Genomic DNA, 25,313 nt, shown 5'->3' with positions numbered 1-25,313 from the left:
TTTTTTCTCCTGATGGGATGTCGAAGGGATCAGCGCTCAGCACTGCGCCGTGACCGGCTTGCCGATGGCGCGGCCGCGTTCGAGGCGCAGCGCCATGAGCACGACGCCGAGCGCGGCAAGCGGCACCAGGCCGGCAACGAGAGGGACGGCGCCGAGGCCGGGGCCGTGGTCGATGACGAAGCCGCCGAGCCAGGCGCCGATGGCGTTGCCGAGATTGAAGGCGGCGATGTTGAAGGAGGACGCAAGGCCCTGGCCGGCGCCCTCGGCTTTCTCCAGCACCCACATCTGCAGCGGCGCGACGGTGGCGAAGGCGGCGGCACCCAGCAGGCCGACGGCGAGGATCGCCGTGATCGGCTGATGGATCGCGGCGGCCATGACGAACAGCACCGCCGACAGCGCGACCAGCGTGCCGACGACCGTCGGCACCAGATGACGGTCGGCAAGGCGCCCTCCGAGCAGGTTGCCCGCCACCAGCCCGCCGCCGAAGACCAGCAGGATCGGCGACACGGCTCCCTCGGAAAAGCCGGTGACGCGGGTCAGGATCGGCGCCAGATATGTGAAGGCGGCAAAGACGCCGACCCAGCTCAGCACCGTGGTCAAAAGGCCGAGCAGCACCGGCCGGCGGCCGAGCACGGCGAGCGTGCCTTCGGCGCTTTCCGCCTCGTCCGCGGCGGCCGGCTCGTCGCGCGGCACCAGCAATGCGATCACGGCAAAGGCGATGACGCCGACCAGCGTGACGGCGAGGAAACTGGAGCGCCAGCCATAGGCCTGGCCGAGCCAGGTGCCGAAGGGCACGCCGAGGATGTTGGCGACGGTGAGGCCGGTGAACATCAGCGCGATGGCCGAGGCCTTCCGGTTGGGCGCGACAAGGCTCGTGGCGACGACGGAGCCGACGCCGAAGAACGAGGCATGGGCGAAGGCGGTGAGCACGCGCGCCGCCATCAGCGTCCAGTAGTCGGGGGCCAGCGCACAGGCGAGGTTGCCGACGGTGAAGACCACCATCAGGGCAAGCAGCAAGGTCTTGCGCGGCAGGCGGCCGGTCAAGGCGCCAAGCAGCGGCGCGCCGACGACGACGCCCAGCGCATAGCCGGAAATGAGCAGGCCCGCCGCCGAGATCGAGACGCCGAGATCGGCGCTGACATCGAGCAGCAGGCCCATGATGACGAATTCGGTGACGCCGATGCCGAAGGCGCCGGCGGTAAGGGCATAAAGAGCAAGAGGCATGGCTGCGGTCCGGTTGATCAGTGAAGGACGCTCAGTCCTGCGCCCGACACGCAAGATCGTGATCCGCCAAGCTGTGAACCAGCCTTGCATCAGGCATATTTTCTGTGAAATAGATTCACGAATGGCGAGGCCCGAGATCAACCGCTCCGGCGAGATCGAAGTGTTCGTCCGCGTCGTCGAGGCGGGCAGTTTTTCCGCTGCGGCGCGGGCGTTGCGCATGACGCCTTCGGCGGTGAGCAAGCTGATCGCACGGCTTGAGGCGCGGCTTGGAGCGCGGCTGATCAGCCGCTCGACACGCCGGCTGCAACTGACGCCCGAGGGAACCGCCTTTTACGACAGCGGCCTGCGCATCCTCGCCGATCTCGACTCAGCCGAGCGAGAAGCGGCGGCGGGTGCTGCGCCGCGAGGCCGGCTCAGGGTCAATTGCTATGTGCCGTTCGGCCAGCATCGGCTCATGCCGTTGTTGCCGCGCTTCCTCGAACGCTACCCGGAAATCTCCGTCGAGGCGGTGCTGACCGACAGCGTCATCGACCTGATGGAGGAGCGCGCCGACGTTGCGATCCGCGCCGGCCCTCTGCGCGAATCACGGCTAGTGGCGCGCAAGCTCGGCCAGAGCCGGATGGTGGTGGTCGCGGCGCCGGCCTATCTCGAGGCGCGCGGCACGCCGCGGACTCCTGCCGAATTGGCCAGCCATAATCTGCTCGCTTTCGGCTTCGTGCGGCATATAGACGGCCTGCCTTTCATGGATGCGAAAGGCGCGCCGGTCATGGTTCCGATCATCGGCAATTCGACGGTCAGCGACGGCGAGGCGATGCGGCTGACGACATTGGCGGGAGCAGGCATCGCAAGGCTGGCGCTCTGGCATGTGGAGCCCGACATCGCAGCTGGAAGGCTCGTGCAGTTGCTGGAAGCGTTCAACCCGGGCGACGAGGAGCCGACGCATGCCGTCTATGTCGGCCAGGGCAAGCATCTACCGGCGCGGGTGCGAGCCTTCCTCGACTTTCTCGCGGAGAGCGTTCGTCTCTGAACGAGGAAAGAGCCGCGCGTCCTAGAGCGTTTCACCGTTTCACGGAAACGGCGAACCGCTCTATCTCCTTGTTTTGACGCAATTCCGAACGGAAGACCGCCCACACTTTTCCTGGAATTGCTCTCGGACACGCGGCTCTGAATTACGCCTTCGGCACGAACGGCGCCGGGCGCCGGCCGGCGCTCTGCCGCTCCAGCATCCAACCGGGATATTCGGCGGGCAGCGCGCTCACCTCGTCGAGCCTGGCGAGATCGTTGGCGTCGAGCTTCAAGCCGGTCGCGGCAAGATTTTGCTCGAGCTGGTCCATGCGGCTGGCGCCGATGATGACGCTCATGACGAAGGGTTTTGCCAGCACATAGCCCAACGCCACCGTGGCGACGCTGACATCGTGCTTCTTGGCGACCTCGCGCATGACCGCAACCGCCGGCCAGGCGCGGTCTTCATTGACCGGCGGGAAGTTGAAGGAAGCACGTCGGCCCTCGCCATTGCCCGGCGCGCCGGGACCGTATTTGCCGGAAAGCAGCCCGCCGGCCATCGGCGACCAGACCATCAAGCCAAGCTTTTCCTCGTTGATCAGCGGCACGATCTCGCGCTCGAGATCGCGGCCGGCGATCGAGTAATAGGACTGGATCGCCTCGAAGCGGGCGAAGCCCTTGCGGTCCGCAATGCCCAGCGCCTTGGCGACGCGCCAGGCCTGCCAGTTGGAGACGCCGACATAGCGCACCTTACCGCTGGCGACGAGATCGTCGAGCGCGCGCAGCGTCTCGTCGATCGGCGCCACCGTGTCGGTGCCATGCAACAGGTAGAGGTCGATATGGTCGGTCTGCAGCCGCTCCAAGCTGCCGTCGACCGAATCCATGATATGGCCGCGCGAGGAGCCGCGTTCATTGGGTCCGTTGCCCATGGCGCCATGCACCTTGGTGGCGATGATCACGTCCGAACGCTTGATGCCGAGATCCTTGAGCGACTGTCCCAGCAGTTGCTCGGACTGGCCGAAGGAATAGACGTCCGCCGTGTCGAAGAAATTGACGCCGGCGGCGATCGAGCGGCCGACGATCTCGTTGACGCCTTTCTGGCCGAGGCTGGCGATCAGGCCCCATTGGGCGTTCTCGCCGGCGGCGCCGAAGGTCATGGTGCCAAGGCAGAGTTCGGAAACGAACAGGCCGGTGTTGCCAAGCTGATTGTAGCGCATGGTGGGATTCCCCGAGAGAAGGAGTGAATGACAGAATCGAATGACAAGGGGGAAATAGGAACGGGCCGTTTCGTTTCAAGCGCCGGTGCAGCGATATTGTCCCGCTGGCGAGGTCGGTAACGAGATCGTGACGATTGCCGGCGGCTCAGCTTTCCACCAAAGCGAGGATCGCGAAGGCAGTCATGCCGAAGGCGACGGCGGCAAGGGGCAGCAGGACTTCGATCGTCGCCGTGCTCGCCTTCACAGGGTGGTCGTCTGTGTCGAACTCGCCTGCCATCCAGTCGGCGAGCGTCGTGGGCGTGCCGGGAGCGCTGATCCGGTGATGGCGCCAGACACGGCCGGCGATGGCCGGCAGCGCGACCGACATGACGATGAATCCGGTTACGACGAACAGCAAATAGTCGTCGGCGCCGCTGCCCGCGAAGCCGATCCAGGCCGACAGCGCATAGCAGGCCGCGAGACCCACCATCGCGAAATACACCCATCGGTGCAGCCCGCGGGAGACTTGCCGGTTTTGCATGGTTGGCTGGCGGTGGCGTGTGGCGGTCATGAAGGATCTCCTTTGCTTTGAAAGGAGCCACTTGCGTACAGCCCACGCAGCTAGCGCTATGATCCCAGGCGACAATGCGGTGGTATGACGCGCCTTCTGCTGCAAGGAGCGAGCCTCAGAATATCAGAGGCCGATATCGCGGATCAGGTATCCGAGCGATTGTTGATTTCCTTGTCGAAACTGTCGTCCCAGCCAGGGCCGGTCATAAGATATTCGACGAGCGATTTCTTCTGGCCGATCAAGCGGTCGTAGTCTTCTGCGGAAAGGATAACCGCAGCCCGTTCGCCGCGAATCGTCACCGTCTGCGGCCCTTTGGTCCGGGCCCGCTGAACTACTTTCGAAAAATTGTTCCGGGCGTCCTTGAGATGCCAGTTCAAGCGACCGCTCCCTAGATTGGGTTGGCTAGATGTTCAGCCGCCTGCTTAGAGATAGAACATCCGGGCTTGCAGGGCTAGCGACTTCCGAAGATCGCCGAGCCCACCCGGACGCTGGTCGCGCCGAAGGCGATGGCGGTCTCGTAATCGCCGGACATGCCCATCGAGAGTTTTTCGACGCCGGCTTCGCGGGCGAGCTTTTCCAGAAGCGCGAAATGCGGGCCGGGATTTTCTTCGGCTGGCGGAATGCACATCAGGCCTTCGATGGCGAGGCCATGGACCTCACGGCAGCGCTTGACGAAGGCGACCGCCTCGCGCGGCTCGATGCCGGCCTTTTGTGGCTCGGAGCCTGTGTTGACCTGGACATAGAGTTTTGGCGTCCGGTCCTGCCGGGTCATCTCTTTTGCAAGCTCGGCGGCGATCTTCTCGCGATCGACGGTCTCGATGACGTCGAAGAGAGCGACGGCTTCCTTGGCCTTGTTGGACTGCAGCGGGCCGATCAGATGCATCTCCAGATCGGCAAATGCCTCTCTCAGAGCCGGCCATTTGCCTTGCGCTTCCTGCACGCGGTTCTCGCCGAAGACGCGCTGGCCTGCCTCGATGACGGGGCGGATGTCCTCGGCCGCGAAGGTCTTCGACACCGCCACAAGCGTGACGGCGCCAACCGGGCGCTTCGCCTCGCGTTCGGCGCTCGCGATCCTCGCCTTGACCGCGTGAAGCTGCTCTACGGCGCTCGTCATGCCACTATCCTGCCCATAGTTTTAACGCCGGCGCCGGCTCGCCGCAGTTGACGGGTCCGGCAATCCATGGTGAACACCGCGACGACATTTCCCAGTCGCCGGCCATTGTCCGGCGGACTGTGCCTGCTTTTAAGTGAAAAACATCCGATGGCAACCGAACGTTACAATCCGCGCACGTCAGAGCCCAAATGGCAGAAGGCCTGGGCCGAAAAGAAGCTGTTCGAGGCCAGGAACGACGACCCGAAGCCGAAATATTACGTGCTCGAGATGTTCCCCTATCCGTCGGGCAAGATCCATATCGGCCACACCCGCAACTACACGATGGGCGACGTGGTGGCGCGCTACAAGCGCGCCAAGGGTTTCAACGTGCTGCACCCGATGGGCTGGGACGCCTTCGGCATGCCGGCCGAAAACGCCGCCATGCAAAACAAGGTCCACCCCAAGGACTGGACCTACGAAAACATCGCCGCGATGCGCGAGCAGCTCAAGATGATGGGCCTGTCGCTCGACTGGGCGCGCGAGTTCGCCACCTGCGACGTCGACTACTACCACCGCCAGCAGATGCTGTTCCTCGACTTCGTCGAGAAGGGGCTGGTGACGCGCAAATCCTCCAAGGTCAACTGGGATCCGGAGGACATGACGGTGCTCGCCAACGAGCAGGTCATCGACGGCCGCGGCTGGCGCTCGGGCGCGCTGGTCGAGCAGCGCGAGCTGACGCAGTGGTTCTTCAAGATCACCGACTTCGCGCAGGACCTCTTGGACTCGCTCAACGGACTCGAAGAGTGGCCGGAGAAGGTCAAGCTGATGCAGCACAACTGGATCGGCCGCTCGGAAGGGCTGCTGATCCGCTGGCCGCTGGCAAAGCCGGTTGGCGATATGCATGAGCTGGAAGTCTACACGACCCGGCCCGACACCATCTTCGGCGCCTCCTTCATGGCGGTCGCCGCCGACCATCCGCTGGCCAGGAAGGCCGCCGAGAACAATGTCGAGCTGGCGAAGTTCATCGACGAGGTCCGCCACATGGGCACCTCGGTGGCGGCGCTCGAGACGGCCGAGAAGAAGGGTTTCGACACCGGCATCCGTGTCGTCCATCCGTTCGACGAGAACTGGACGCTGCCGGTCTATGTCGCCAATTTCGTGCTGATGGAATACGGCACCGGCGCCATTTTCGGCTGCCCGTCGGGCGATCAGCGCGACCTCGACTTCGCCAACAAATACGGACTGCCGGTAATCCCGGTGGTGATGCCCGAAGACGCCGACGCAAAGACCTTCCAGATCACCGAGGAGGCTTATGTCGACGACGGCGTGATGATCAATTCGCGCTTCCTCGACGGCATGAAGCCGCAGAAGGCCTTCAACGAAGTTGCGAAGCTGTTGGAAGAAAAGACGATCGGCGGCCGGCCGATGGCGGAGCGCAAGGTGAATTTCCGCCTGCGCGACTGGGGCATCTCGCGCCAGCGCTACTGGGGCTGCCCGATCCCGATGATCCATTGCGAGGCCTGCGGCGTGGTGCCGGTGCCGAAGGCCGACCTGCCGGTGAGGCTGCCCGACGACATCGAGTTCGACCGTCCGGGCAACCCGCTCGACCGTCATCCGACCTGGCGGCATGTCAAGTGCCCGCAATGCGGCCGCGATGCGCGGCGCGAGACCGACACGATGGACACGTTCGTCGATTCGTCCTGGTATTTCGCGCGCTTCACCGCGCCCTGGGCGAACGAGCCGACCGAGCCGAAAGCGGCCGACGAATGGCTGGCGGTCGACCAGTATATCGGCGGCATCGAGCACGCGATCCTGCATCTGCTCTATTCGCGCTTCTTCACCCGCGCCATGCGCGAGACCGGTCACCTCGATCTGGCCGAGCCGTTCAAGGGCCTGTTCACGCAAGGCATGGTCGTGCACGAGACCTACCGCGTCGGCGGCCCGTCCAACAATGGACGCTGGCTGTCGCCGAGCGAGGTCAGGCTCGAGGACGCCGGCGGCAAGCGCCGCGCCGTCGAGATCGCCACCGGCGAGGAGGCGACGGTCGGCGCGCTGGAGAAGATGTCGAAGTCGAAGAAGAACACGGTGAGCCCGGAAGAGATCACCGATGGCTACGGCGCCGACACGGCACGCTGGTTCATGCTGTCGGACTCGCCGCCGGAGCGCGACGTCGAATGGACCGACGATGGCGCGGCCGGCGCTCACCGCTTCGTGCAGCGCGTCTGGCGCCTGGTGCAGATCGCGGCCGAGCAACTGCCCGGCGTGAAGCCGGCGGCGGCGAAGGATGGCGATGCGGGAGCCGTTTCCAAGGCCTCGCACAAGATCCTGAGGGCGGTCGGCGAGGACATCGAGAAGCTCGGCTTCAACCGGGCGATCGCCCGCATCTACGAGCTCGCCAATGTGCTCGCCGCGCCCCTCGCCGACGTTGCCGAGGGCAAGGCCGACGACGCGCTGAAGGGCGCCTGCCGCGAGGCGGTGGAGATCCTGGTGCACATCATCGCGCCGGTGATGCCGCATCTGGCGGAGGAATGCTGGCAGGAGCTCGGCGGCGCCGAGATGGTCGCCGAACGGCCCTGGCCGGCCTACGACCCGGCGCTCGTCGTCGACAACGAGATCGTGCTGCCGGTGCAGGTCAACGGCAAGAAGCGCGGGGATTTGACAATTGCCCGCGACGCGGATCAAGGTGCCGTCGAAAAAGCGGTGCTGGCTCTCGACTTCGTGCAAAAAGCACTGGAAGGTAAGGCTCCGCGCAAGGTGATCATCGTGCCGCAGAGGATCGTCAATGTCGTTGCCTGATCCGGTGAAGTCACAACCGGCCCGCCTGCGCGGCCGCCTGGCGGTCTGCGGTATGGCCGCCGCGCTGGCGCTGGTCTCGGCCTGCACCGTGCGGCCGCTCTATTCCAACCAGCCGCTGTCGCCCGGATCGCAGCTCAGCGCGTCCGCCGAGCTTGGCTCGATCTCGATAAAGCCGGTCAACACCCGCTACGCGCAGCAAGTGCGCAACAATCTGATCTTCGCCTTCGGGCAAGGCTCGGGCGAGCCGGCTTCGCCGGCCTACACGCTCGATCTCGGCGTCACCGAGCTCGTCGAATCGGCGGCCATCGTGCAGGTGCAGACCCAGGAAGACGAGCCGACGGCCGGCACGGTCACGCTGACGGCCAACTACGTGCTCAGGGACACCGCGACCAACACGGTGATTGCCGTCGGCAAGCGCTCCATCCCGTCGTCCTTCGACCGGCCGCGCCAGGAATTCGCGGCCTACCGGGCACAGATCGACGCCGAGAACCGCGCAGCGCGGGAGCTTGCCGATCTGCTGCGGCTGTCGATCGCGCAGGATCTAGCCAAGCACGGCAAGAAAGCCTAGTTCCTCGTCGGGGATTGGCTGAAGCCTCCGAACTTCGTCATTCCAGGGCGGAGCAAGGAGCGAAGCGACGCGCGCAGACCCTGGAATCCATTCCGTGACCTGAGCCGTGGAGTGCATCGGAGCAGAATCTGCACCGCAGCAGCGCTCGTATGTCGCGGAATGGATCCTCGGGTCTGCGCGCGTCGCTTCGCTCCTTGCTCCGCCCGTGGATGACGATCACGATGGGCGTTTCGGCCAATCGCCAAGGCATGTGACCTGCCAAGGCATGTGACCTGCCAAGGCATAGACACTTTGCCACGAAAAAAGGCCGGTCGCCCGGCCTTCTTCGCTACTTTTTGCCTTGTGCAATTCCGGACGGAAAATCGTTACACACTTCTCCTGGAGTTGCTCCGGCCTCAGCCGATCTTCTGGCCGGTCTTGGCCCAGTCGGCGAGGAAGGCGGCGAGGCCCTTGTCGGTCAGCGGGTGATTGACCAGCGCCTTCAGCGTCGCCGGCGGCGCGGTGACGATATCGGCGCCGATCAGGGCGGCCTGCTTGACGTGGTTCACCGTGCGCACCGACGCCGTCAGGATCTCGGTCTTGAAATCGTAATTGTCGTAGATCTGCCGGATCTCCTGGATCAGCTCCATGCCGTCCGAGCCGGTGTCGTCGATGCGGCCGACGAAGGGCGAGATGAAGGAGGCGCCGGCCTTGGCGGCCAGCAACGCCTGGTTGGCCGAGAAGCAGAGCGTCACGTTGACCATGCGGTTCATCTCGGTGCGGATGGTCTTGCAGGCCTTCAGGCCGTCCAGCGTCAGCGGTACCTTGATGGCGATATTCGGCGCGATCTTGGCCAGCACCTTGGCTTCCGCCATCATGTCCTTGTACTCGGTCGCCACGACCTCGGACGAAACCGGACCTTCGACGATGTCGCAGATCTGCTTGGTGACGTCGATGATCTTGCCACCCGATTTCAGGATCAGAGACGGGTTGGTGGTGACGCCATCGAGCAGCCCCAGATCGTTGAGTTCCTTGATTTCCTTGATGTCAGCGGTGTCGACAAAAAATTTCATGGCGGTCTCCTTGGGGATTGCCGGGCGCCAGCCAGGCAGATGCGAGGGTCCCCTTTGATCTAGACCAAAGTCAGGGCAAGGTCACGTCTGATGATGGAAGATTCGCCCTTTGTCGCAGCCGCGCCCGTGCTGGTGCCGATGCCAGCCGAACGGCCCTACACCTATGCCGTGCCGCCTGGCATGCGCGTGGTGCCGGGCTCGATCGTGCGCGTGCCGCTCGGGCCGCGCCAGGTCGCGGGCATCGTCTGGGACGGCGCCGTCGAAACCGTCGATGCGAAGAAACTGCGGCCGATCGAGGAGGTATTCGACTGCCCGCCGATCGACAAGGCGATGCGCCGCTTCGTCGACTGGATCGCGCAATACACCCTGTCGGCCCCCGGCATGGTGGCGCGCATGCTGCTCAGAGCCCCCGAGGCTTTCGACCCCGAGCCGTGGATCGAGGGGCTGCAGCGCACGCTGGCCGAACCGGACCGGTTGACGGATGCGCGGCGGCGGGTGCTCGAGATCGCGGAGGGCGGACTTGCCTGGACGCGCTCCGGGCTGGCGCATGCCGCCGGCGTGTCCTCGACCGTCATCGACGGGTTGCGGGCACAGGGCGTGTTCGAGACGGTGATGATCCCGCCGCGTCCGGTGGTGGTGGCGCCCGATCCCGGCCATGCCGTGCCGGAGCTGATGCCGGATCAGAATGTTGCGGCGGAGAAGCTGCGCGCGGCAATCGCGGCCGACACTTTCAATGTCACCCTTCTCGACGGCGTCACCGGATCGGGCAAGACGGAAGTCTATTTCGAGGCGATAGCGGCGGCGCTCGACAAGGGCAGGCAGGTGCTGATCCTTCTGCCTGAAATCGCGCTGACGCATGCCTTCCTCGAACGTTTCCAGGACAGGTTCGGCGCCAAGCCGGCGGAGTGGCACTCCGACCTGCCGCCGCGGATGCGCGAACGCGTCTGGCGCCAGATTGCGGAAGGCGGCGTGCGCGTCGTCGCCGGCGCGCGCTCGGCGCTGTTCCTGCCGTTCAAGGAACTCGGCCTGATCGTCGTCGATGAGGAGCACGATCCCGCCTACAAGCAGGAAGACCGCGTCTTTTATAATGCGCGCGACATGGCGGTGGTGCGCGGCCATATCGGTACTTTCCCTATCGTGCTCGCCTCGGCGACGCCGTCGGTGGAAAGCCGGGTCAACGCCAGCCAGGGCCGCTACGACCGGGCCGTGCTGTCGTCGCGCTTCGCCGAGGCGGCACTCCCCGACCTGAAGTCGATCGACATGCGGCGCTCGCCGCCGGCGCGCGGCGGCTTCCTGTCGCCGATCTTGCTGGAGCAGATGCAGCGCACGCTGGAGAGGAAGGAGCAGTCGCTGCTCTTCCTCAACCGGCGCGGCTATGCGCCGCTGACGCTCTGCCGGGTCTGCGGCCATCGCTTCGGCTGTCCGGTCTGTTCGGCCTGGCTGGTCGAGCACCGGTTTCGCGGCCAGCTCGTCTGCCATCATTGCGGCCACAATGAGCGGCGGCCGGAGGCCTGCCCGGAATGCGGCACGCTCGACCATCTGGTGGCCTGCGGCCCCGGCGTCGAGCGCATCGCCGAGGAAGTGGTCGGGCGTTTTCCCGAAGCCCGCACCATCGTGCTTTCCTCGGACCTTCTGGGCGGCGTGCGCCGGCTCAGGCTCGAGCTCGAGGCCGTCGCCAACGGCGAAGCCGATATCGTCATCGGCACGCAACTGGTCGCCAAGGGTCACAATTTCCCCGGCATGACGCTGGTCGGCGTGGTCGATGCGGATCTGGGATTGGCCAATGGCGATCCGCGCGCCGCCGAGCGCACTTTCCAGCTGCTCAGCCAGGTGACGGGGCGCGCCGGCCGCACCGGCAAGAAGAGCCTCGGCCTCCTGCAGACCTACCAGCCGGACCACCCGGTGATGCGGGCGATCGTCTCGGGCGATTCGGAAGCCTTTTACGAGCGCGAGATCGCCGAGCGCGAGCGGGCGGCGCTGCCGCCCTTCGGCCGGCTCGCCGGCATCATCGTCAGCGCCGCGACACGCGGCGAGGCCGAAGGCCATGCGCGGGGACTGAGACGGGCGGCGCCGCAGGCTGCCGACCTTTTCGTGCTCGGGCCGGCCGAGGCGCCCTTGTCGCTGATCGGCGGCCGTCACCGCTTCCGCCTGCTTATCCAGGGCGAGCGGCGTGCCGACATGCAAGGTTTCATCCGCGCCATGCTGGCGAATGGGCCGAAGCTGCGCGGCTCGGTTCGCGTGCAGGTCGACATCGACCCGCAGAGCTTCCTATAAGCTGAGAGACAGTCCCAACGGAGTGGTTGCTATGAAAACCCTCGGCCTGATCGGCGGCATGAGCTGGGAATCGACGGCGATCTATTATCGCCTCCTCAACGAGATCGTGCGCGAGCGGCTGGGCGGGCTGCATTCGGCGAAGCTCTTGCTGTGGTCGTTCGATTTCGCCGAGATCGCCGAACGGCAGCATGCCGGCGACTGGGAAGGCGCGGGCATTCTTCTCGTGGAAGCCGCGCGCAAGCTGGAGGCGGGCGGCGCCGAGGGCCTGGTGATCTGCACCAACACCATGCACAAGCTCGCCGACGCGATGCAGGCCGCCATATCGATCCCGCTCATCCATATCGCCGACGCCACGGCGCATGCCGTCGTCGATGCCGGCGTGAAGCGGCCGGCGCTGCTCGCGACGCGCTTCACCATGGAGCAGGATTTCTACAAGGGTCGGCTTGCCGACAAATACGGCCTCCAACCGGTGGTGCCGGACCAGGCCGGCCGCGACATGGTGCACCGGGTGATCTATGACGAGCTCTGCCAGGGCGTCGTCAGGCCCGAATCGAAATCCGCCTATCTCGATGAAGTCGGCCGGATGCTGCGCACCGACGGCGTGGACGGCGTCATCATGGGCTGCACCGAGATCACCATGCTGATCGGCCAGGGCGATTTCGACGTTCCGGTGTTCGACACGACGCGCATCCATGCCGAGGCCGCGGTCGATTTCGCGCTCGCTTGATGCGCTGTACCTAATGTGCCCGCCATCCTCTGGCGCGCTTTCATTCCCTGGCTAGAATGCCAGTGTTTCAGAACAAGAAATAAGAGGGGATTTTATGGACTTCGCGTTTCCGTGGCCGGCGAGCCAGGGCGAATGGCTGGCCTGGTCGAGCGCCGTCGTGACCCTGGCCCTCGGCCTGTTCCTGTTCCTGGCGCCGGGGCTTGCGTTTCGCGCGCTGCGCCTGCAGCCAAGGCCGGAGAAAGCGGCGGCGATCGCCGAGGGACGCGGCCGCATGTCGGGCTTCTATCTCGGCGTCAGCCTGTGCTGCATCCTTTTGGCGCAGCCGCTGCTTTACATGGCGCTGGGTTTCTCCTGGCTGTTCACCGCCTTCGGCAGGCTCTTGTCGATGATGTCGGACGGCGCCAACACCCCTTTCAACTGGGTTTCGATCGTGGTTGAATTGGCGTTGGCGGCGCTGCCGCTGGCCTTTGCCTTAGGCTTCGTGCCGTGAATTCGGCGCTTGGGCTTGGCCTTATCCGCGTGATGCGACAAAAGTGCCTGAAAACCATGCCGGACGATGCATTGCGGTCTTAAAAAGCCTGTGCTAGACGGCAATCGACTTTCGGCAGGGGATAGCGGAAGCCGCATCTCCGTGCTTGAAAATTTGTAATAAGGTCAAAGATTTAGCCAGAGTTTTTGCTCGCGCCAACAATCTGCGGCCTGTCAGACAAGAGAAAAGACGGTCCGTGGCCCAATCGTCATCGCCAATCTCAGCTGTCGCAGAACGCTACGCAGGCTCGCTGTTCGAGCTCGCGCTGCAGGACAATTCAGTCGCCAAGGTCGAGGCTGACCTCGCGAGCTTCGAGTCAATGCTCAATGACAGCGACGATCTTAAGCGGCTGATCAACAGCCCGGTGTTTTCCAGCGAGGACCAGGCAAAGGCCATCGCCGCCATCGCCGACAAGGCAAAGATCACCGGCCTGGTCGGCAATTTCCTGCGCGTCGTGGCCAAGAACCGCCGCCTGTTCGCGGTGCCCGGCATGATCAAGGCGTTTCGCCAGATCGCCGCCGACCATCGCGGCGAGACGTCCGCCGAGGTCACCTCCGCGCATGTGCTGACGGCCGCGCAGCAGACCGAGCTCAAGGCGACGCTGAAGGGCATCGCCGGCAAGGACGTGGCCATCGCCATGACCGTCGATCCGTCGCTGCTCGGCGGGCTGATCGTCAAGATGGGCTCGCGCCAGATCGATACGTCGCTCAAAACCAAACTCAATTCGCTCAAGCTTGCACTGAAAGAGGTCGGCTGATGGACATCCGCGCCGCGGAAATTTCCGCAATTCTGAAAGACCAGATCAAGAATTTCGGCAAGGAGGCCGAGGTCTCCGAAGTCGGTCAGGTTCTGTCCGTCGGTGACGGCATCGCCCGCGTCTACGGCCTCGACAACGTCCAGGCCGGCGAGATGGTCGAGTTCCCGGGCGGCATCCGCGGCATGGCGCTGAACCTCGAAGCCGACAATGTCGGCGTCGTCATCTTCGGTGCCGACCGCGACATCAAGGAAGGCGACACCGTCAAGCGCACCGGCGCCATCGTCGACGCGCCGGTCGGCATGGGCCTGCTCGGCCGCGTCGTCGACGCGCTGGGCAATCCGATCGACGGCAAGGGCCCGATCAAGGCAACCGAACGCAAGCGTGTCGACGTCAAGGCGCCCGGCATCATCCCGCGCAAGTCGGTGCATGAGCCGATGTCGACCGGCCTCAAGGCCATCGACGCGCTAATCCCGGTCGGTCGCGGCCAGCGCGAGCTGGTCATCGGCGACCGCCAGACCGGCAAGACCGCCATCATCCTCGACACGATGCTGAACCAGAAGTCGGTGCACGACAACGGCCCCGAGAAGGAAAAGCTCTACTGCGTCTACGTCGCCGTCGGCCAGAAGCGTTCGACCGTCGCGCAGTTCGTCAAGGTGCTGGAAGAGCGCGGCGCGCTCGAATATTCGATCATCGTCGCCGCCACCGCGTCCGATCCGGCGCCGATGCAGTTCCTGGCGCCGTTCACCGCCTGCACCATGGGCGAATATTTCCGCGACAACGGCATGCATGCGCTGATCAGCTATGACGATCTGTCGAAGCAGGCCGTCGCCTACCGCCAGATGTCGCTCCTGCTGCGCCGCCCGCCGGGCCGCGAAGCCTATCCGGGCGACGTCTTCTACCTGCATTCGCGCCTTCTTGAGCGCGCCGCCAAGCTCAATGACGACAACGGTAACGGGTCGCTGACCGCGCTGCCGATCATCGAGACGCAGGCCAACGACGTGTCGGCCTACATCCCGACCAACGTGATCTCGATCACCGACGGCCAGATATTCCTCGAAACCAACCTGTTCTTCCAGGGCATCCGTCCGGCGGTGAACGTCGGCCTGTCGGTGTCGCGCGTCGGCTCCTCGGCGCAGATCAAGGCGATGAAGCAGGTCGCCGGCTCCATCAAGGGCGAGCTCGCGCAGTATCGCGAGATGGCTGCCTTCGCGCAGTTCGGCTCCGACCTCGACGCGGCAACGCAGCGTCTGCTCAATCGCGGTTCGCGCCTGACCGAGCTGCTCAAGCAGCCGCAGTTCTCGCCGCTCAAGGTCGAGGAACAGGTCGCGGTGATCTTCGCCGGCGTCAACGGCTATCTCGACAAGCTGCCGCTGAACCAGGTCGGCAAGTTCGAGCATGGGCTGCTCAGCCACATGCGCTCGGCCGGCAAGGACGTGCTCGACGGCATCCGCAAGGAGAAGGCGCTGTCGGACGATTTGCGCGCCAAGCTCAAGGCCGAGATCGACGCCTTCGCCAAGACCTTCGCTTGAACGAAGCTGGACGGGATCAGGTTTGAAGCATGGCTTCGTTAAAAGACCTTCGTAACCGTATCGCCTCGGTCAAGGCGACGCAGAAGATCACCAAGGCGATGCAGATGGTCGCCGCGGCGAAGCTGCGTCGCGCGCAGGAAGCGGCGGAAGCAGCCAGACCCTATTCCGAGCGCATGGGCGCGGTTCTGGCCAACATCACCCAGGCGATCGGCGGCGGCGGCGATGCCCCGGCGCTGATGACGGGCACCGGCCGGGACGATGTGCATCTGCTCATCGTCTGCACGGCCGAGCGCGGCCTTTGCGGCGGCTTCAACTCGCAGATCGCGCGCCTTGCCCGCGATCATGTCCGCCGGTTGCTGGCCGACGGCAAGCAGGTGAAGATCATCTGCGTCGGCAAGAAGGGCTATGACATCCTGCGCCGCGACTACGCTTCGATGATTCTCGAGCGTGTCGACCTGCGCGAAGTGAAGACGCTCGGCTTCGTCAATGCCGATGCGATCGCGCGCAAGGTCATCCACCTCTTCAACGATGGCGGCTTCGACATCTGCACGCTGTTCTATTCGCAGTTCAAATCGGTGATCAGCCAGATCCCGACGGCGCAGCAGATCATCCCGGCGGGGCAGGCTTCGGCCACGGCAGAGACCGGCAACGGCGCCACCGCGGTCTATGAATACGAGCCGGAGCCGGGCGAGATCCTCTCCGACCTCATCCCGCGCAACATCGCCGTGCAGATATTCCGCGCGCTTTTGGAAAACGCGGCCGGCGAGATGGGCGCCAAGATGAGCGCGATGGACAATGCGACGCGCAACGCCGGCGACATGATCAACAAGCTGTCGATCACCTACAACCGCCAGCGGCAGGCGCAGATCACCAAGGAACTGATCGAGATCATTTCGGGCGCCGAGGCGCTCTAGGCACGCGCAGGCGGGGTCCGAGACCTTCGCGGCGGCGTGAACAACGGATAGACGAAAAGGGCAAAGACGATGGCGAAAGCAGCTACCCCGAAGACCGCCGCCAAGGCGGCACCGGCCCCCAAGGCGGCGAAGGCTCCGGCCGCCGCCGCTCCGGCGAAGAAGGCGGCCGCTCCGGCCAAGGCGGCAAGCGTATCGACGAAGCGGGTCGGCGCCGCCGGCAAGGTTCGCCAGGTCATCGGCGCCGTCGTCGACGTGCAGTTCGAGGATCACCTGCCGGCCATTCTGAACGCGCTGGAAACCGACAATGTCGGCAACCGCCTGGTGCTCGAGGTGGCCCAGCATCTCGGCGAGAACACCGTGCGCTGCATCGCCATGGACTCCACCGAAGGTCTTGTTCGCGGCCAGAACGTCTATGACACCGGCGCGCCGATCTCGGTCCCGGTCGGCCCTGGCATGCTCGGCCGCATCATCAACGTCATCGGCGAGCCGGTCGACGAGGAAGGCCCGGTCGACGGTGTCGAAATGCGCGCCATCCACCAGCCCGCTCCGGCCTATGTCGACCAGTCGACGGAAGCGCAGATCCTGGTCACCGGCATCAAGGTTCTCGACCTCTTGGCGCCTTATGCCCGCGGCGGCAAGATCGGCCTGTTCGGAGGTGCCGGCGTCGGCAAGACAGTGCTGATCCAGGAGCTGATCAACAACGTCGCCAAGGCGCATGGCGGCTTCTCGGTGTTCGCCGGTGTCGGCGAGCGCACCCGCGAAGGCAACGACCTTTATCACGAGTTCATCGAATCGGGCGTCAACAAGAAGGGCGGCGGCCAGGGCTCGAAGGCCGCGCTTGTCTACGGCCAGATGAACGAACCGCCGGGCGCGCGTGCCCGCGTCGGCCTGACCGGCCTCACCGTCGCCGAATATTTCCGCGACCAGGGCCAGGACGTGCTGTTCTTCGTCGACAACATCTTCCGCTTCACCCAGGCTGGCTCGGAAGTGTCGGCGCTGCTCGGCCGTATTCCTTCCGCCGTGGGTTACCAGCCGACGCTGGCCACCGATATGGGCGCGCTGCAGGAACGCATCACGACGACGACCAAGGGCTCGATCACCTCGGTGCAGGCCATCTACGTTCCGGCCGACGACTTGACCGACCCGGCGCCGGCGACCTCGTTCGCCCACCTCGACGCCACGACCGTGCTGAACCGCGCGATCTCGGAAAAGGGCATCTACCCGGCCGTCGATCCGCTGGATTCCACCTCGCGCATGCTCGACCCGATGGTCGTCGGCGAGGAGCACTACCAGGTCGCCCGCCAGGTGCAGTCGATCCTGCAGCGCTACAAGTCCCTGCAGGACATCATCGCCATCCTGGGCATGGACGAGCTGTCCGAAGAGGACAAGCAGACGGTTGCCCGCGCCCGCAAGATCGAGCGCTTCCTGTCGCAGCCGTTCTTCGTCGCCGAAGTGTTCACCGGATCGCCGGGCAAGCTGGTCGATCTCGCCGACACCATCAAGGGCTTCAAGGGCCTTTGCGCCGGCGACTACGACCACCTGCCGGAAGCCGCCTTCTACATGGTCGGCGGCATCGACGAAGCGGTCGAGAAGGCGCAGCGCCTCGCGGCTGAAGCGGCATAAGAAAGCGAATAGCGAATAGGGAGTAGCGAATAGGGAGCAACGGGTTTGGCGAGTTTCTTCACTACTCGCTACTCGCTATTCCCTACTCGCTAAATTGATCATGGCTGAAGCTTTCAAGTTCGAACTGGTCTCGCCGGAAAAGCTGCTCGTTTCCGAGCAGGTGGAGTCCGTGGTCATTCCGGGCGCCGAAGGCGAGATGACCGTGATGGCGCAGCATGCGCCGGTCATGACCATCATCAAGCCGGGCGTCGTCACGATAAAGACCGCGGGCGGCAAGGAAGAGCGCTTCGTCGTGTTCGGCGGTTTCGCCGACATCCTGCCTTCCGGCTGCACGCTTCTTGCCGAATCGGCGACGCATGTGAACGACATCGATCGCGCCGATCTGGCTCGCCGCATCCAGGAGGCCAAGGAAGACGCGGCCGACGCCAAGGACGACGAGAGCCGCAGCAAGGCGGAGCAGTTCCTCAGCCAGCTCACCACGCTGGAAGGCGCGTTGCTGCCGGCCTGATTTCGGCTGCCGACAGGCGTTTGAGAAAGCGGGGCTTGCCCCGCTTTTTGTTTGCCCGCCTTCCGGTTGCGAGATAGTCCCGAATGGGAACGGGTCTCTATGCCGCGCGGCAGGTGGTGAACGGGTCGGCCGGCGAACAAGTGTGAAGCCGTCCCGGCTCACCGTCGAGCAATACCGGGCACAAACGCTATCCGGCTGTTCCACTCTCGTTGCCGATGCCGAGCGCGGCGAAAGCCAGCTTCGGACCGCCCTGCTTGAAATGGACGAGGTGGGTGGCGACAAACTTGATCAATTTCCGCCGCTCCGCGTGGCCCTTGGCAAAGCCGGCGAGATCGAACGCGGCCGCCGTCATCTCCGCCGTCGGCAGATTGCGGCCGAACAGGTCGCTGAGGGCGGCGTCGAGCGGATCGGTGAAATGACCCTCCGGTAAGGTCCCGCCGCGTGCGGCGCATGCGGCGATCCAGGCGGCGACAACCAGCGACAGATGCTCCGGCAGCAAGCCAGCCTCCATCCGGGCGAGGGCAGAGGCGACGATGCGCTGCGGCAGTTTCTGGCTGCCGTCATTGGCGATCTGCGCGGTGCGGTGGGCGAGCGCGGTGTTGGCAAAGCGCGCGGCGAGCTCGGCCGTGTAGGCGCTTGTGTCGAGCCCGGCATCCTGCGGCAGGGTTGGAATGGCTTCGGCCCACAGCCAGTCGACGAACTGACGGATCGAGGGATCCGCAAAGGCGCGGTCGACGGTGGCGTGACCGCTGAGCAGGCCGAGATAGGCGATGCCGGAATGCGCGCCGTTGAGCAGCCTCAGCTTCATGTCCTCGAACGGGCCGACGTCCTCGACCATGGTGACGCCGAATTTCTCCCAAGCCGGCCGTCCGGTGGGAAAGCGGTCCTCGATCACCCATTGGCGGAACGGCTCGGTCATCACCGGCCACGCGTCCTCGAGGCCGAGCTCGTCAGCGATGCGGGCGCGATCGGCGTCCGTGGTCGCCGGCACGATGCGATCGACCATGGAAGACGGGAAGGCCACTTCGTCGGCGATATGGCCCGCTAACGGCTGTTCGCCGGAGCCTGTCTGGGCGTCGCGCAATTTCGCGAACTCGATCAACAGCCGATGCAGGGTGGCGCCGTTGGCCGGCAGGTTGTCGCAGCAGAGCACGGTGAAAGAGGGCGTGCCCGCCGCGCGTCTGCGCGCGAGCGACTCGGCGAGAAATCCATGCGCCGTCTTTGGCGATCCGGGGTTGGCGAGGTCGTGGACAATATCGGGATGAGCGCTGTCGAGCGTGCCGTCGGCCGCCCTGAGATAGGCCTTTTCGGTGATGGTGAGCGTGACGATGCGGATGTGCGGGTCGGTCAGCGCGGCGAGCACCGCACCCGGGTCCTCCGGGGCGACGAGCAAGGACTGGATCGAGCCGATGACCTGCAGCTGTTCGCCGGCGCTGTCCCTGATTGCCAGCGTGTAGAGCCCGTCCTGCGGCTTGAGCGCATCGCGCGTGTCAGGGCTGCGCAACGAGACGCCGGTGATGCCCCAATCGCTCTCGCCATCCGCCAGACAAGCATCGACATAGGCGGCCTGGTGGGCACGGTGAAAAGCGCCGACGCCAAGATGGACGATGCCGGGCGCGACGGACTTGCGGTCGTAGCGAGGCACCAGAACTTCGGCCGGCAGCTTCGCAAGGGTGGCGTTGGACAGGCGGCCGTTCATGGAAGCTAGTCTCCGATCGGAAAACGACGGCAGCGACGTAACACCCGCTCTCACCGTGCACAATGGCCGCGCTCCTTCCGAAAGTCATCATACAACTACATAATATTTGTATGTTGACATTATCTCTGGCCGATCTACCAATAGCGAAGCCTGGGAGGAGCCGCGTGGCCGCATTGACCGATCCGGACCTGCTGTTCGCGCCGGAAACGCGATCATTGGCGCGCGACCTTTACGCGGATGTGAAGGAGCTGCCGATCGTCAGCCCGCATGGTCACACCGACCCGCGCTGGTACGCGCTCAACGAGCCGTTTCCGGATCCCGCACAGCTGCTCATCGTGCCGGACCATTACATTTTCCGCATGCTGTTCAGCCAGGGCGTCCGGCTGGAGGAGCTCGGCGTGCCGACGCTCGACGGCGCACCCGTCGAAACCGACGGCCGGGCGATCTGGCGGCGCTTCGCCGAGCATTATTATCTCTTCCGCGGCACCCCGACGCGGCTTTGGCTCGACCATGTGCTCGGGCATCTGTTCGGCATCGGGGAGCCGCTGACCGCCGCCAGCGCCGACCGCGCCTACGACACGATCGCCACGCTGCTGCAACGCGACGACTATCGCCCGCGGGCGCTGTTCGAGCGCTTCAACATCGAGGTGATCGCCACGACCGAAGGCGCGCTCGACGACCTCAAATGGCACCGGACGATCCGCGACAGCGGCTGGAGCGGCCGCGTCGTCACCGCCTACCGGCCAGACGCCGTCGTCGATCCCGATTTCGAGGGGTTCTCGGCCAATCTCGATCGGCTCGGCGAGATCACCGGATGCGATACCGGCACATGGGCCGGTTATCTCGATGCGCACAGAAAGCGCCGCGCCTATTTCAAGGAATTCGGGGCGACCTCGTCCGATCACGGCCATCCGACCGCCGAGACCGCCAATCTCTCCGACGCGGCGGCGCAGGAGCTGTTCAACCGCATCCGGCGCGGCTCCGAGGATGAGCGTGAGCGAAAACTGTTCCGAGCCCAGATGCTGACCGAAATGGCCAAGATGAGCCGTGAAGACGGCCTGGCGATGCAGATCCATCCTGGATCATGGCGCAATCATTCGCCTTCTGTTTTCCAAAGATTCGGCCGCGACAAGGGCTTCGATATCCCGACCCGGACCGATTATGTGACGGCGCTGAAGCCGCTGCTCGACTGCGTCGGGCTGGAGCGCGACCTCACGATCATCCTGTTCACGCTCGACGAGACGAGCTATGCGCGCGAGCTGGCGCCGCTCGCCGGCATCTATCCGGCGCTCAAGCTTGGACCGGCGTGGTGGTTCCACGACAGCCCGGAAGGCATGCGCCGCTTCCGCGAGATGACCACCGAGACGGCGGGCTTCTACAACACCGTCGGCTTCAACGACGACACGCGCGCCTTCCCGTCGATTCCGGCGCGCCACGACGTCGCGCGGCGTGTCGACTGCGCCTTTCTGGCGCGGCTGGTCGCCGAGCATCGCCTCCGGGAGGAGGAGGCGCATGAGCTGGCGGGGCAGCTTGCCTACTCGCTTGCTAAGAAGGCGTATCGACTCTGAGCCAGGGCATCCATGATTTTTGAAGGGAGGAAAGACATGTTGCGTATTTCGAGATTGCTGGCGGCGACATTCGCCATCGGGTCCTTGATGATCGGCGCCGCGCAGGCCGAAACCGTCCTGCGCTCCTCGGACACCCATCCTGACGGCTATCCGACGGTCGAGGCGGCCAAATACATGGGCGAGCTGATCAAGCAGCGCACCAACGGGCGCTATTCGATCGAGGTCTATCATTCGGCGCAGCTCGGCGAGGAAAAGGACACGATCGAGCAGACCCAGGCCGGCGTCATCGACCTCGATCGCGTCTCCATGGGGCCGTTCAACGGCATCGTGCCGGAAACCGCTGTGCCGTCGTTGCCCTACATCTTCCGCTCGGTCGAGCATATGCGCCATGTCATGGACGGGCCGATCGGCGACGAGATCCTGAAGGCCTTCGAAGCGCATGACCTTGTCGGACTCGCCTTCTACGATTCCGGTGCGCGCTCCTTCTACAACACCAAGAAGGACATCGCCTCGATGGCAGACATGAAGGGCATGAAGTTCCGCGTCATCCAGTCAGACGTCTTTGTCGACATGGTGAACGCGCTTGGCGCCAACGCCACGCCGATGGCCTATGGCGAGGTCTATTCGGCGCTGCAGACCGGCGTCATCGACGGCGCCGAGAACAACTGGCCGAGCTTCGAATCCGCCAAGCATTACGAGGTCGCCAAGCACTACACGCTGGATCAGCACCAGATCGTGCCGGAAGTGCTGGTTATGTCGAAGGCAAGCTGGGACAAGCTCGCGCCGGAAGACCAGGCCATCGTGCGCCAGGCGGCCAAGGACAGCGTCGTCAAGATGCGCGAGCTGTGGGACGCGCAGGAGAAGAAGTCGCGCGACATCGTCGAGAAGGCCGGCGTCAAGATCAGCGAGATCGACAAGCAGCCGCTGATCGACGCGATGAAGCCGGTCTACGACAAATATCTGTCGACGCCCGAGCTCAAGGACCTCGCCGCCCGTATCCAGGCGACGAAATGACCGGGATGGGCAGCGGGCCCGGTGGCACGGAGGCTTCCGCGCTGCCGTCCAGCCGGTCGGGTCCGAAAGGGTTCTGGCTGCGGGTGGAGCGGACCCTTTCCGGGCTTGCGCGATTGGCCCTATGGGTCAGCGGCACCGGGTTGACGCTGATGACCGTCATCATCTTCTGGCAGGTCTTCTCGCGCTACGTGCTGAACCGTTCGCCGAGCTGGACCGAATCCTCATCCGTGCTGCTGATGGGCTGGTTCATCTTCCTGGGTGCCGCCGTCGGTGTGCGCGAGCGCACGCATCTCGGCTTCGATGTGCTGCTCTATGTCTTGCCTGCCTCGGCCAAGGCGGTGCTGCGCAGCATTTCCGATCTCGTCGTGCTGGCCTTCGGCGCCGGCATGATCGTCTATGGCGTGCAGCTGGCCAGGCTGACCTGGAACACGGTGATGCCATCGCTCGCCTTGCCTGGCGGCGTCAGCTTCCTGCCGGTCATCCTGGGGGGCGGGCTGGTCTGCCTGTTTTCACTCGAGCGGCTGGCGGGGCGCTTTGCCGGGCTGCCGGTCGATGCCGACATCTACGCGACCGGCGAGGAGCTTTGAACCATGGCGCTGATCGTGCTTTTCGGCACTTTCGTCTTCCTGCTGGTTATCGGCACGCCGATCGCGTTCTGCCTCGGCGTCGCCAGCTTCGCGACGATCCTGACGATCGGCCTGCCACCCGTCGTGGTGTTCCAGCGGCTCAATTCCGGCGTCAGCGTCTTTTCGCTGATGGCCATCCCGTTCTTCATCTTCGCCGGCGACCTTATGGTTCGCGGCGGCATCGCCGCCCGCCTGGTGGCATTGGCCGGGTCCCTGGTCGGCCACCTGCGCGGCGGTCTGGGCCAAGTCAACATTGCCGCGTCGACCATGTTCGGCGGCATTTCCGGTTCGGCGGTGGCCGATGCCTCAGCGGTCGGCGGGCTGATGATCCCGCAGATGAAGGCGCGTGGCTACGGCGTCGACTATGCCGTCAACATCACCTCCGTCGGCGCCATCATTGCGCTGCTGATCCCGCCGTCGCACAACATGATCATCTATTCGATCTCGGCCGGCGGCCGCATCTCGATCGCGGATCTTTTCACCGCCGGCGTTCTGCCGGGGCTGTTGCTGGCCCTGTCTCTGATGGTCACCGCCTATCTGGTGGCAAGCCGGCGCGGCTATCCGACGGAACCTTTTGCCGGTTTCGGCCGGGCCTTGCAGCTGCTTGTCGCCGCCATTCCCGGGCTGATCCTGATCGGCATCATCTTTGGCGGCGTCCGCTCCGGCATCTTCACCGCCACCGAAAGCTCCTGCATTGCCATCGTCTATGCTTTCCTGGTGACGTTGATCATCTACCGGTCGATGAGCTGGAACGATTTCGTCACCGCGACCACCGCGGCGGTGCGCACGACAGCGATGGTGTTGATGATTATCGGCTGCGCCGCGGCCTTCGGCTGGCTGCTGGCCTATCTCCGGGTTCCGGCAGCGCTCGTCGCGTTTTTGCAGTCCGTGTCCGACAACAAGCTGGTCATACTGCTCCTGATCAATGTCGTCCTGCTCATCCTCGGCACATTCATGGACATGTCGCCGCTCATCATCATCACCACGCCGATCTTCCTGCCGGTGGTCATGGCCTATGGCGTCGATCCCGTGCATTTCGGCGTCATCCTGATCCTCAATCTCGGCATCGGCCTCTGCACGCCGCCAGTGGGCGCGGTGCTGTTCGTCAGTTGCGCCATCGGCCGCATTCCCATCTGGACGGCAATGCGCTCGATCTGGCCGTTCTATGGAGCGGCCTTCATGGTGCTGATGCTTGTCACCTACATACCGGAAATCTCATTGTGGCTGCCGAGCCTGTTCCACTAGGAGGGCACCACGTGTCCCAAACAGTTGCCGACCTCAGGGTCGAACGGAAGCCGAAACTGTCGGAGACGGTGGTCGCGGCGATCCGCAAGCAGCTCTTGGCGGGCGAGATTCCGCCCGGACAGAAGCTGCCAACCGAAGGCCAGCTGACGGAGGCTTTCGGCGTCAGCCGCACGGTCATCCGCGAGGCGCTGGCCAAGCTTGCCGCCGATGGCCTGGTCGAAGCGCGGCAAGGCGCCGGCGTCTTCGTCAGCGAGCACATCTCGACGACCTTCGGCGTTTTGGCCGCCGACATGGGAGCCAAGGATTCGGTCGCGCTCAACGTGCTCGAGGTCCGCCTCGCGATCGAGATCGAATCGGCGGGCCTGGCCGCCATCCGCCGCAACGCCGCCCAGGAGGCCGCGATCCAGGAGGCCTTCTTCGAGTTCGAGCGGCTACTGCTCGCCAGCCAGCCGACCGGCCCCGCCGACCTGGCCTTCCACCGCGCGATCGCCAGCGCCACCAACAACCCGTTCTATGTCGAGATGCTCGATGTGCTGGGACGCCGCGCCATTCCCTGCGACGTGACCTCGCCATGGTCGACAGAGCTCGTCCAGTCGGACGAGTACCAGCGCGGCCTGCAGCGCGAGCACCTCGTCATCCTCAACGCCATCTCGGCGGGCGATGCCGAGGCCGCGCGCGAGGCGATGCGCACGCATCTGGCCCACAGCCAGCAGCGCTACCGCGAGCGGCTGCAGGCCAGACAGGCCTATTATGCCAATTCGCTGAAAGCCGCATCGACCGAGTGACCGTCAGACAAGG

Annotated in this window: 23 protein-coding genes; 16 read left to right on the top strand and 7 right to left on the bottom strand. The window is 64.8% G+C overall.

Translation table 11 applies throughout. The features are described from left to right. Window positions 1–36: 36 nt before the first annotated feature. Complete coding sequence (locus tag FJ956_RS15010) at window positions 37–1,224, bottom strand: MFS transporter (RefSeq protein ID WP_140684929.1); 1,188 nt, start codon at window positions 1,222–1,224, stop codon at window positions 37–39. 121 nt (window positions 1,225–1,345) lie between these two features. On the opposite strand from FJ956_RS15010, the gene FJ956_RS15005 reads away from it, so the two are divergent. Continuing rightward, window positions 1,346–2,251, top strand: coding sequence for a LysR family transcriptional regulator (locus FJ956_RS15005; protein WP_140684928.1), 906 nt, complete (start codon window positions 1,346–1,348; stop codon window positions 2,249–2,251). A 142-nt stretch (window positions 2,252–2,393) separates the two neighbouring features. Here the strand turns inward: FJ956_RS15005 and FJ956_RS15000 are convergent, their stop codons facing one another. From FJ956_RS15000 to FJ956_RS14985, 4 genes are all read right to left on the bottom strand, one after another. Continuing rightward, entirely contained in the window at window positions 2,394–3,443 is a 1,050-nt protein-coding gene (locus tag FJ956_RS15000) for an aldo/keto reductase (protein WP_140684927.1), read from the bottom strand. A gap of 145 nt (window positions 3,444–3,588) precedes the next feature. After that, window positions 3,589–3,993, bottom strand: coding sequence for a hypothetical protein (locus FJ956_RS14995; protein ID WP_140684926.1), 405 nt, complete (start codon window positions 3,991–3,993; stop codon window positions 3,589–3,591). A gap of 143 nt (window positions 3,994–4,136) precedes the next feature. Next, the gene (locus tag FJ956_RS14990) at window positions 4,137–4,370 is read right to left on the bottom strand and encodes a type II toxin-antitoxin system Phd/YefM family antitoxin (protein WP_140684925.1); all 234 of its coding nucleotides are present in this window, start codon (window positions 4,368–4,370) and stop codon (window positions 4,137–4,139) included. A 74-nt stretch (window positions 4,371–4,444) separates the two neighbouring features. Further along, on the bottom strand, window positions 4,445–5,107 hold the full coding sequence (locus FJ956_RS14985) for a YggS family pyridoxal phosphate-dependent enzyme (RefSeq protein ID WP_140684924.1): 663 nt from the start codon (window positions 5,105–5,107) through the stop codon (window positions 4,445–4,447). A gap of 147 nt (window positions 5,108–5,254) precedes the next feature. Here FJ956_RS14985 and leuS point away from each other — a divergent pair, with 147 nt between their 5' ends. Together leuS and lptE are read left to right on the top strand one after the other, a co-directional pair. After that, window positions 5,255–7,882: a leucine--tRNA ligase gene (gene leuS, locus FJ956_RS14980; protein ID WP_140684923.1), complete on the top strand. Its 2,628-nt coding sequence runs from the start codon at window positions 5,255–5,257 to the stop codon at window positions 7,880–7,882. After that, window positions 7,869–8,450, top strand: a complete 582-nt coding sequence (gene lptE / locus FJ956_RS14975; RefSeq protein WP_140684922.1) for an LPS assembly lipoprotein LptE — start codon at window positions 7,869–7,871, stop codon at window positions 8,448–8,450. The genes leuS and lptE overlap by 14 nt, the downstream gene beginning before the upstream one ends. Window positions 8,451–8,845: 395 nt before the next feature. Here lptE and fsa read toward each other — a convergent pair whose 3' ends face one another. After that, the gene (gene fsa, locus FJ956_RS14970) at window positions 8,846–9,502 is read right to left on the bottom strand and encodes a fructose-6-phosphate aldolase (protein ID WP_140684195.1); all 657 of its coding nucleotides are present in this window, start codon (window positions 9,500–9,502) and stop codon (window positions 8,846–8,848) included. A 90-nt stretch (window positions 9,503–9,592) separates the two neighbouring features. Between fsa and FJ956_RS14965 the strand changes: the two genes are divergently transcribed. The 8 genes from FJ956_RS14965 to FJ956_RS14930 all read left to right on the top strand — a co-directional run bounded on the left by FJ956_RS14965 (window position 9,593) and on the right by FJ956_RS14930 (window position 18,363). Continuing rightward, window positions 9,593–11,776 (top strand): primosomal protein N', encoded by a 2,184-nt coding sequence (locus FJ956_RS14965; protein ID WP_140684193.1) that lies wholly within the window; start codon window positions 9,593–9,595, stop codon window positions 11,774–11,776. Window positions 11,777–11,807: 31 nt separating this feature from the next. Further along, window positions 11,808–12,503, top strand: a complete 696-nt coding sequence (locus tag FJ956_RS14960; RefSeq protein ID WP_140684191.1) for an aspartate/glutamate racemase family protein — start codon at window positions 11,808–11,810, stop codon at window positions 12,501–12,503. Window positions 12,504–12,597: 94 nt separating this feature from the next. Further along, on the top strand, window positions 12,598–12,993 hold the full coding sequence (locus tag FJ956_RS14955; RefSeq protein WP_140684190.1) for a DUF4345 family protein: 396 nt from the start codon (window positions 12,598–12,600) through the stop codon (window positions 12,991–12,993). 235 nt (window positions 12,994–13,228) lie between these two features. Then, window positions 13,229–13,789, top strand: a complete 561-nt coding sequence (locus FJ956_RS14950; RefSeq protein WP_140684188.1) for a F0F1 ATP synthase subunit delta — start codon at window positions 13,229–13,231, stop codon at window positions 13,787–13,789. Continuing rightward, window positions 13,789–15,318, top strand: a complete 1,530-nt coding sequence (gene atpA, locus FJ956_RS14945; protein WP_140684186.1) for a F0F1 ATP synthase subunit alpha — start codon at window positions 13,789–13,791, stop codon at window positions 15,316–15,318. The genes FJ956_RS14950 and atpA overlap by 1 nt, the downstream gene beginning before the upstream one ends. Before the next feature lie 29 nt (window positions 15,319–15,347). Then, entirely contained in the window at window positions 15,348–16,232 is an 885-nt protein-coding gene (locus FJ956_RS14940; protein WP_140684184.1) for a F0F1 ATP synthase subunit gamma, read from the top strand. A 69-nt stretch (window positions 16,233–16,301) separates the two neighbouring features. After that, the gene (gene atpD, locus FJ956_RS14935) at window positions 16,302–17,855 is read left to right on the top strand and encodes a F0F1 ATP synthase subunit beta (RefSeq protein ID WP_140684183.1); all 1,554 of its coding nucleotides are present in this window, start codon (window positions 16,302–16,304) and stop codon (window positions 17,853–17,855) included. A gap of 100 nt (window positions 17,856–17,955) precedes the next feature. Continuing rightward, window positions 17,956–18,363: a F0F1 ATP synthase subunit epsilon gene (locus FJ956_RS14930; RefSeq protein ID WP_140684181.1), complete on the top strand. Its 408-nt coding sequence runs from the start codon at window positions 17,956–17,958 to the stop codon at window positions 18,361–18,363. Between the two features lie 187 nt (window positions 18,364–18,550). Here the strand turns inward: FJ956_RS14930 and FJ956_RS14925 are convergent, their stop codons facing one another. Then, window positions 18,551–20,062 carry a mannitol dehydrogenase family protein gene (locus tag FJ956_RS14925; RefSeq protein WP_140684179.1) on the bottom strand — a complete coding sequence of 504 codons (1,512 nt, stop codon included), beginning with the start codon at window positions 20,060–20,062 and terminating at the stop codon, window positions 18,551–18,553. A gap of 164 nt (window positions 20,063–20,226) precedes the next feature. Here FJ956_RS14925 and uxaC point away from each other — a divergent pair, with 164 nt between their 5' ends. Genes uxaC through FJ956_RS14900 form a run of 5 tightly spaced genes read left to right on the top strand, consistent with a single transcriptional unit; the run spans window position 20,227 to window position 25,300 of the window. Then, complete coding sequence (uxaC, locus tag FJ956_RS14920; protein WP_140684177.1) at window positions 20,227–21,630, top strand: glucuronate isomerase; 1,404 nt, start codon at window positions 20,227–20,229, stop codon at window positions 21,628–21,630. Window positions 21,631–21,666: 36 nt separating this feature from the next. Then, entirely contained in the window at window positions 21,667–22,644 is a 978-nt protein-coding gene (locus FJ956_RS14915) for a TRAP transporter substrate-binding protein (protein WP_140684175.1), read from the top strand. A 5-nt stretch (window positions 22,645–22,649) separates the two neighbouring features. Further along, window positions 22,650–23,231 carry a TRAP transporter small permease gene (locus tag FJ956_RS14910; RefSeq protein WP_140684199.1) on the top strand — a complete coding sequence of 194 codons (582 nt, stop codon included), beginning with the start codon at window positions 22,650–22,652 and terminating at the stop codon, window positions 23,229–23,231. 3 nt (window positions 23,232–23,234) lie between these two features. Next, window positions 23,235–24,515, top strand: coding sequence for a TRAP transporter large permease (locus FJ956_RS14905; protein WP_140684173.1), 1,281 nt, complete (start codon window positions 23,235–23,237; stop codon window positions 24,513–24,515). Between the two features lie 11 nt (window positions 24,516–24,526). Beyond that, window positions 24,527–25,300, top strand: coding sequence for a FadR/GntR family transcriptional regulator (locus tag FJ956_RS14900; RefSeq protein ID WP_140684172.1), 774 nt, complete (start codon window positions 24,527–24,529; stop codon window positions 25,298–25,300). Window positions 25,301–25,313 lie beyond the last annotated feature (13 nt).

This window comes from Mesorhizobium sp. B2-4-3 (assembly GCF_006442815.1).
GTDB lineage: Bacteria > Pseudomonadota > Alphaproteobacteria > Rhizobiales > Rhizobiaceae > Mesorhizobium.
This window is presented reverse-complemented; position numbering and strand designations above follow the sequence as displayed.

What these genes read in the sequence shown, in the direction of transcription:
- FJ956_RS15010 (WP_140684929.1), bottom strand. Translation starts at nt 1,224, where the DNA reads ATGCCTCTTGCTCTTTATGCCCTTACCGCCGGCGCCTTCGGCATCGGC.
- FJ956_RS15005 (WP_140684928.1), top strand. Translation starts at nt 1,346, where the DNA reads ATGGCGAGGCCCGAGATCAACCGCTCCGGCGAGATCGAAGTGTTCGTC.
- FJ956_RS15000 (WP_140684927.1), bottom strand. Translation starts at nt 3,443, where the DNA reads ATGCGCTACAATCAGCTTGGCAACACCGGCCTGTTCGTTTCCGAACTC.
- FJ956_RS14995 (WP_140684926.1), bottom strand. Translation starts at nt 3,993, where the DNA reads ATGACCGCCACACGCCACCGCCAGCCAACCATGCAAAACCGGCAAGTC.
- FJ956_RS14985 (WP_140684924.1), bottom strand. Translation starts at nt 5,107, where the DNA reads ATGACGAGCGCCGTAGAGCAGCTTCACGCGGTCAAGGCGAGGATCGCG.
- leuS (WP_140684923.1), top strand. Translation starts at nt 5,255, where the DNA reads ATGGCAACCGAACGTTACAATCCGCGCACGTCAGAGCCCAAATGGCAG.
- lptE (WP_140684922.1), top strand. Translation starts at nt 7,869, where the DNA reads ATGTCGTTGCCTGATCCGGTGAAGTCACAACCGGCCCGCCTGCGCGGC.
- fsa (WP_140684195.1), bottom strand. Translation starts at nt 9,502, where the DNA reads ATGAAATTTTTTGTCGACACCGCTGACATCAAGGAAATCAAGGAACTC.
- FJ956_RS14965 (WP_140684193.1), top strand. Translation starts at nt 9,593, where the DNA reads ATGATGGAAGATTCGCCCTTTGTCGCAGCCGCGCCCGTGCTGGTGCCG.
- FJ956_RS14960 (WP_140684191.1), top strand. Translation starts at nt 11,808, where the DNA reads ATGAAAACCCTCGGCCTGATCGGCGGCATGAGCTGGGAATCGACGGCG.
- FJ956_RS14955 (WP_140684190.1), top strand. Translation starts at nt 12,598, where the DNA reads ATGGACTTCGCGTTTCCGTGGCCGGCGAGCCAGGGCGAATGGCTGGCC.
- atpA (WP_140684186.1), top strand. Translation starts at nt 13,789, where the DNA reads ATGGACATCCGCGCCGCGGAAATTTCCGCAATTCTGAAAGACCAGATC.
- FJ956_RS14940 (WP_140684184.1), top strand. Translation starts at nt 15,348, where the DNA reads ATGGCTTCGTTAAAAGACCTTCGTAACCGTATCGCCTCGGTCAAGGCG.
- atpD (WP_140684183.1), top strand. Translation starts at nt 16,302, where the DNA reads ATGGCGAAAGCAGCTACCCCGAAGACCGCCGCCAAGGCGGCACCGGCC.
- FJ956_RS14930 (WP_140684181.1), top strand. Translation starts at nt 17,956, where the DNA reads ATGGCTGAAGCTTTCAAGTTCGAACTGGTCTCGCCGGAAAAGCTGCTC.
- FJ956_RS14925 (WP_140684179.1), bottom strand. Translation starts at nt 20,062, where the DNA reads ATGAACGGCCGCCTGTCCAACGCCACCCTTGCGAAGCTGCCGGCCGAA.
- FJ956_RS14915 (WP_140684175.1), top strand. Translation starts at nt 21,667, where the DNA reads ATGTTGCGTATTTCGAGATTGCTGGCGGCGACATTCGCCATCGGGTCC.
- FJ956_RS14910 (WP_140684199.1), top strand. Translation starts at nt 22,650, where the DNA reads ATGGGCAGCGGGCCCGGTGGCACGGAGGCTTCCGCGCTGCCGTCCAGC.
- FJ956_RS14905 (WP_140684173.1), top strand. Translation starts at nt 23,235, where the DNA reads ATGGCGCTGATCGTGCTTTTCGGCACTTTCGTCTTCCTGCTGGTTATC.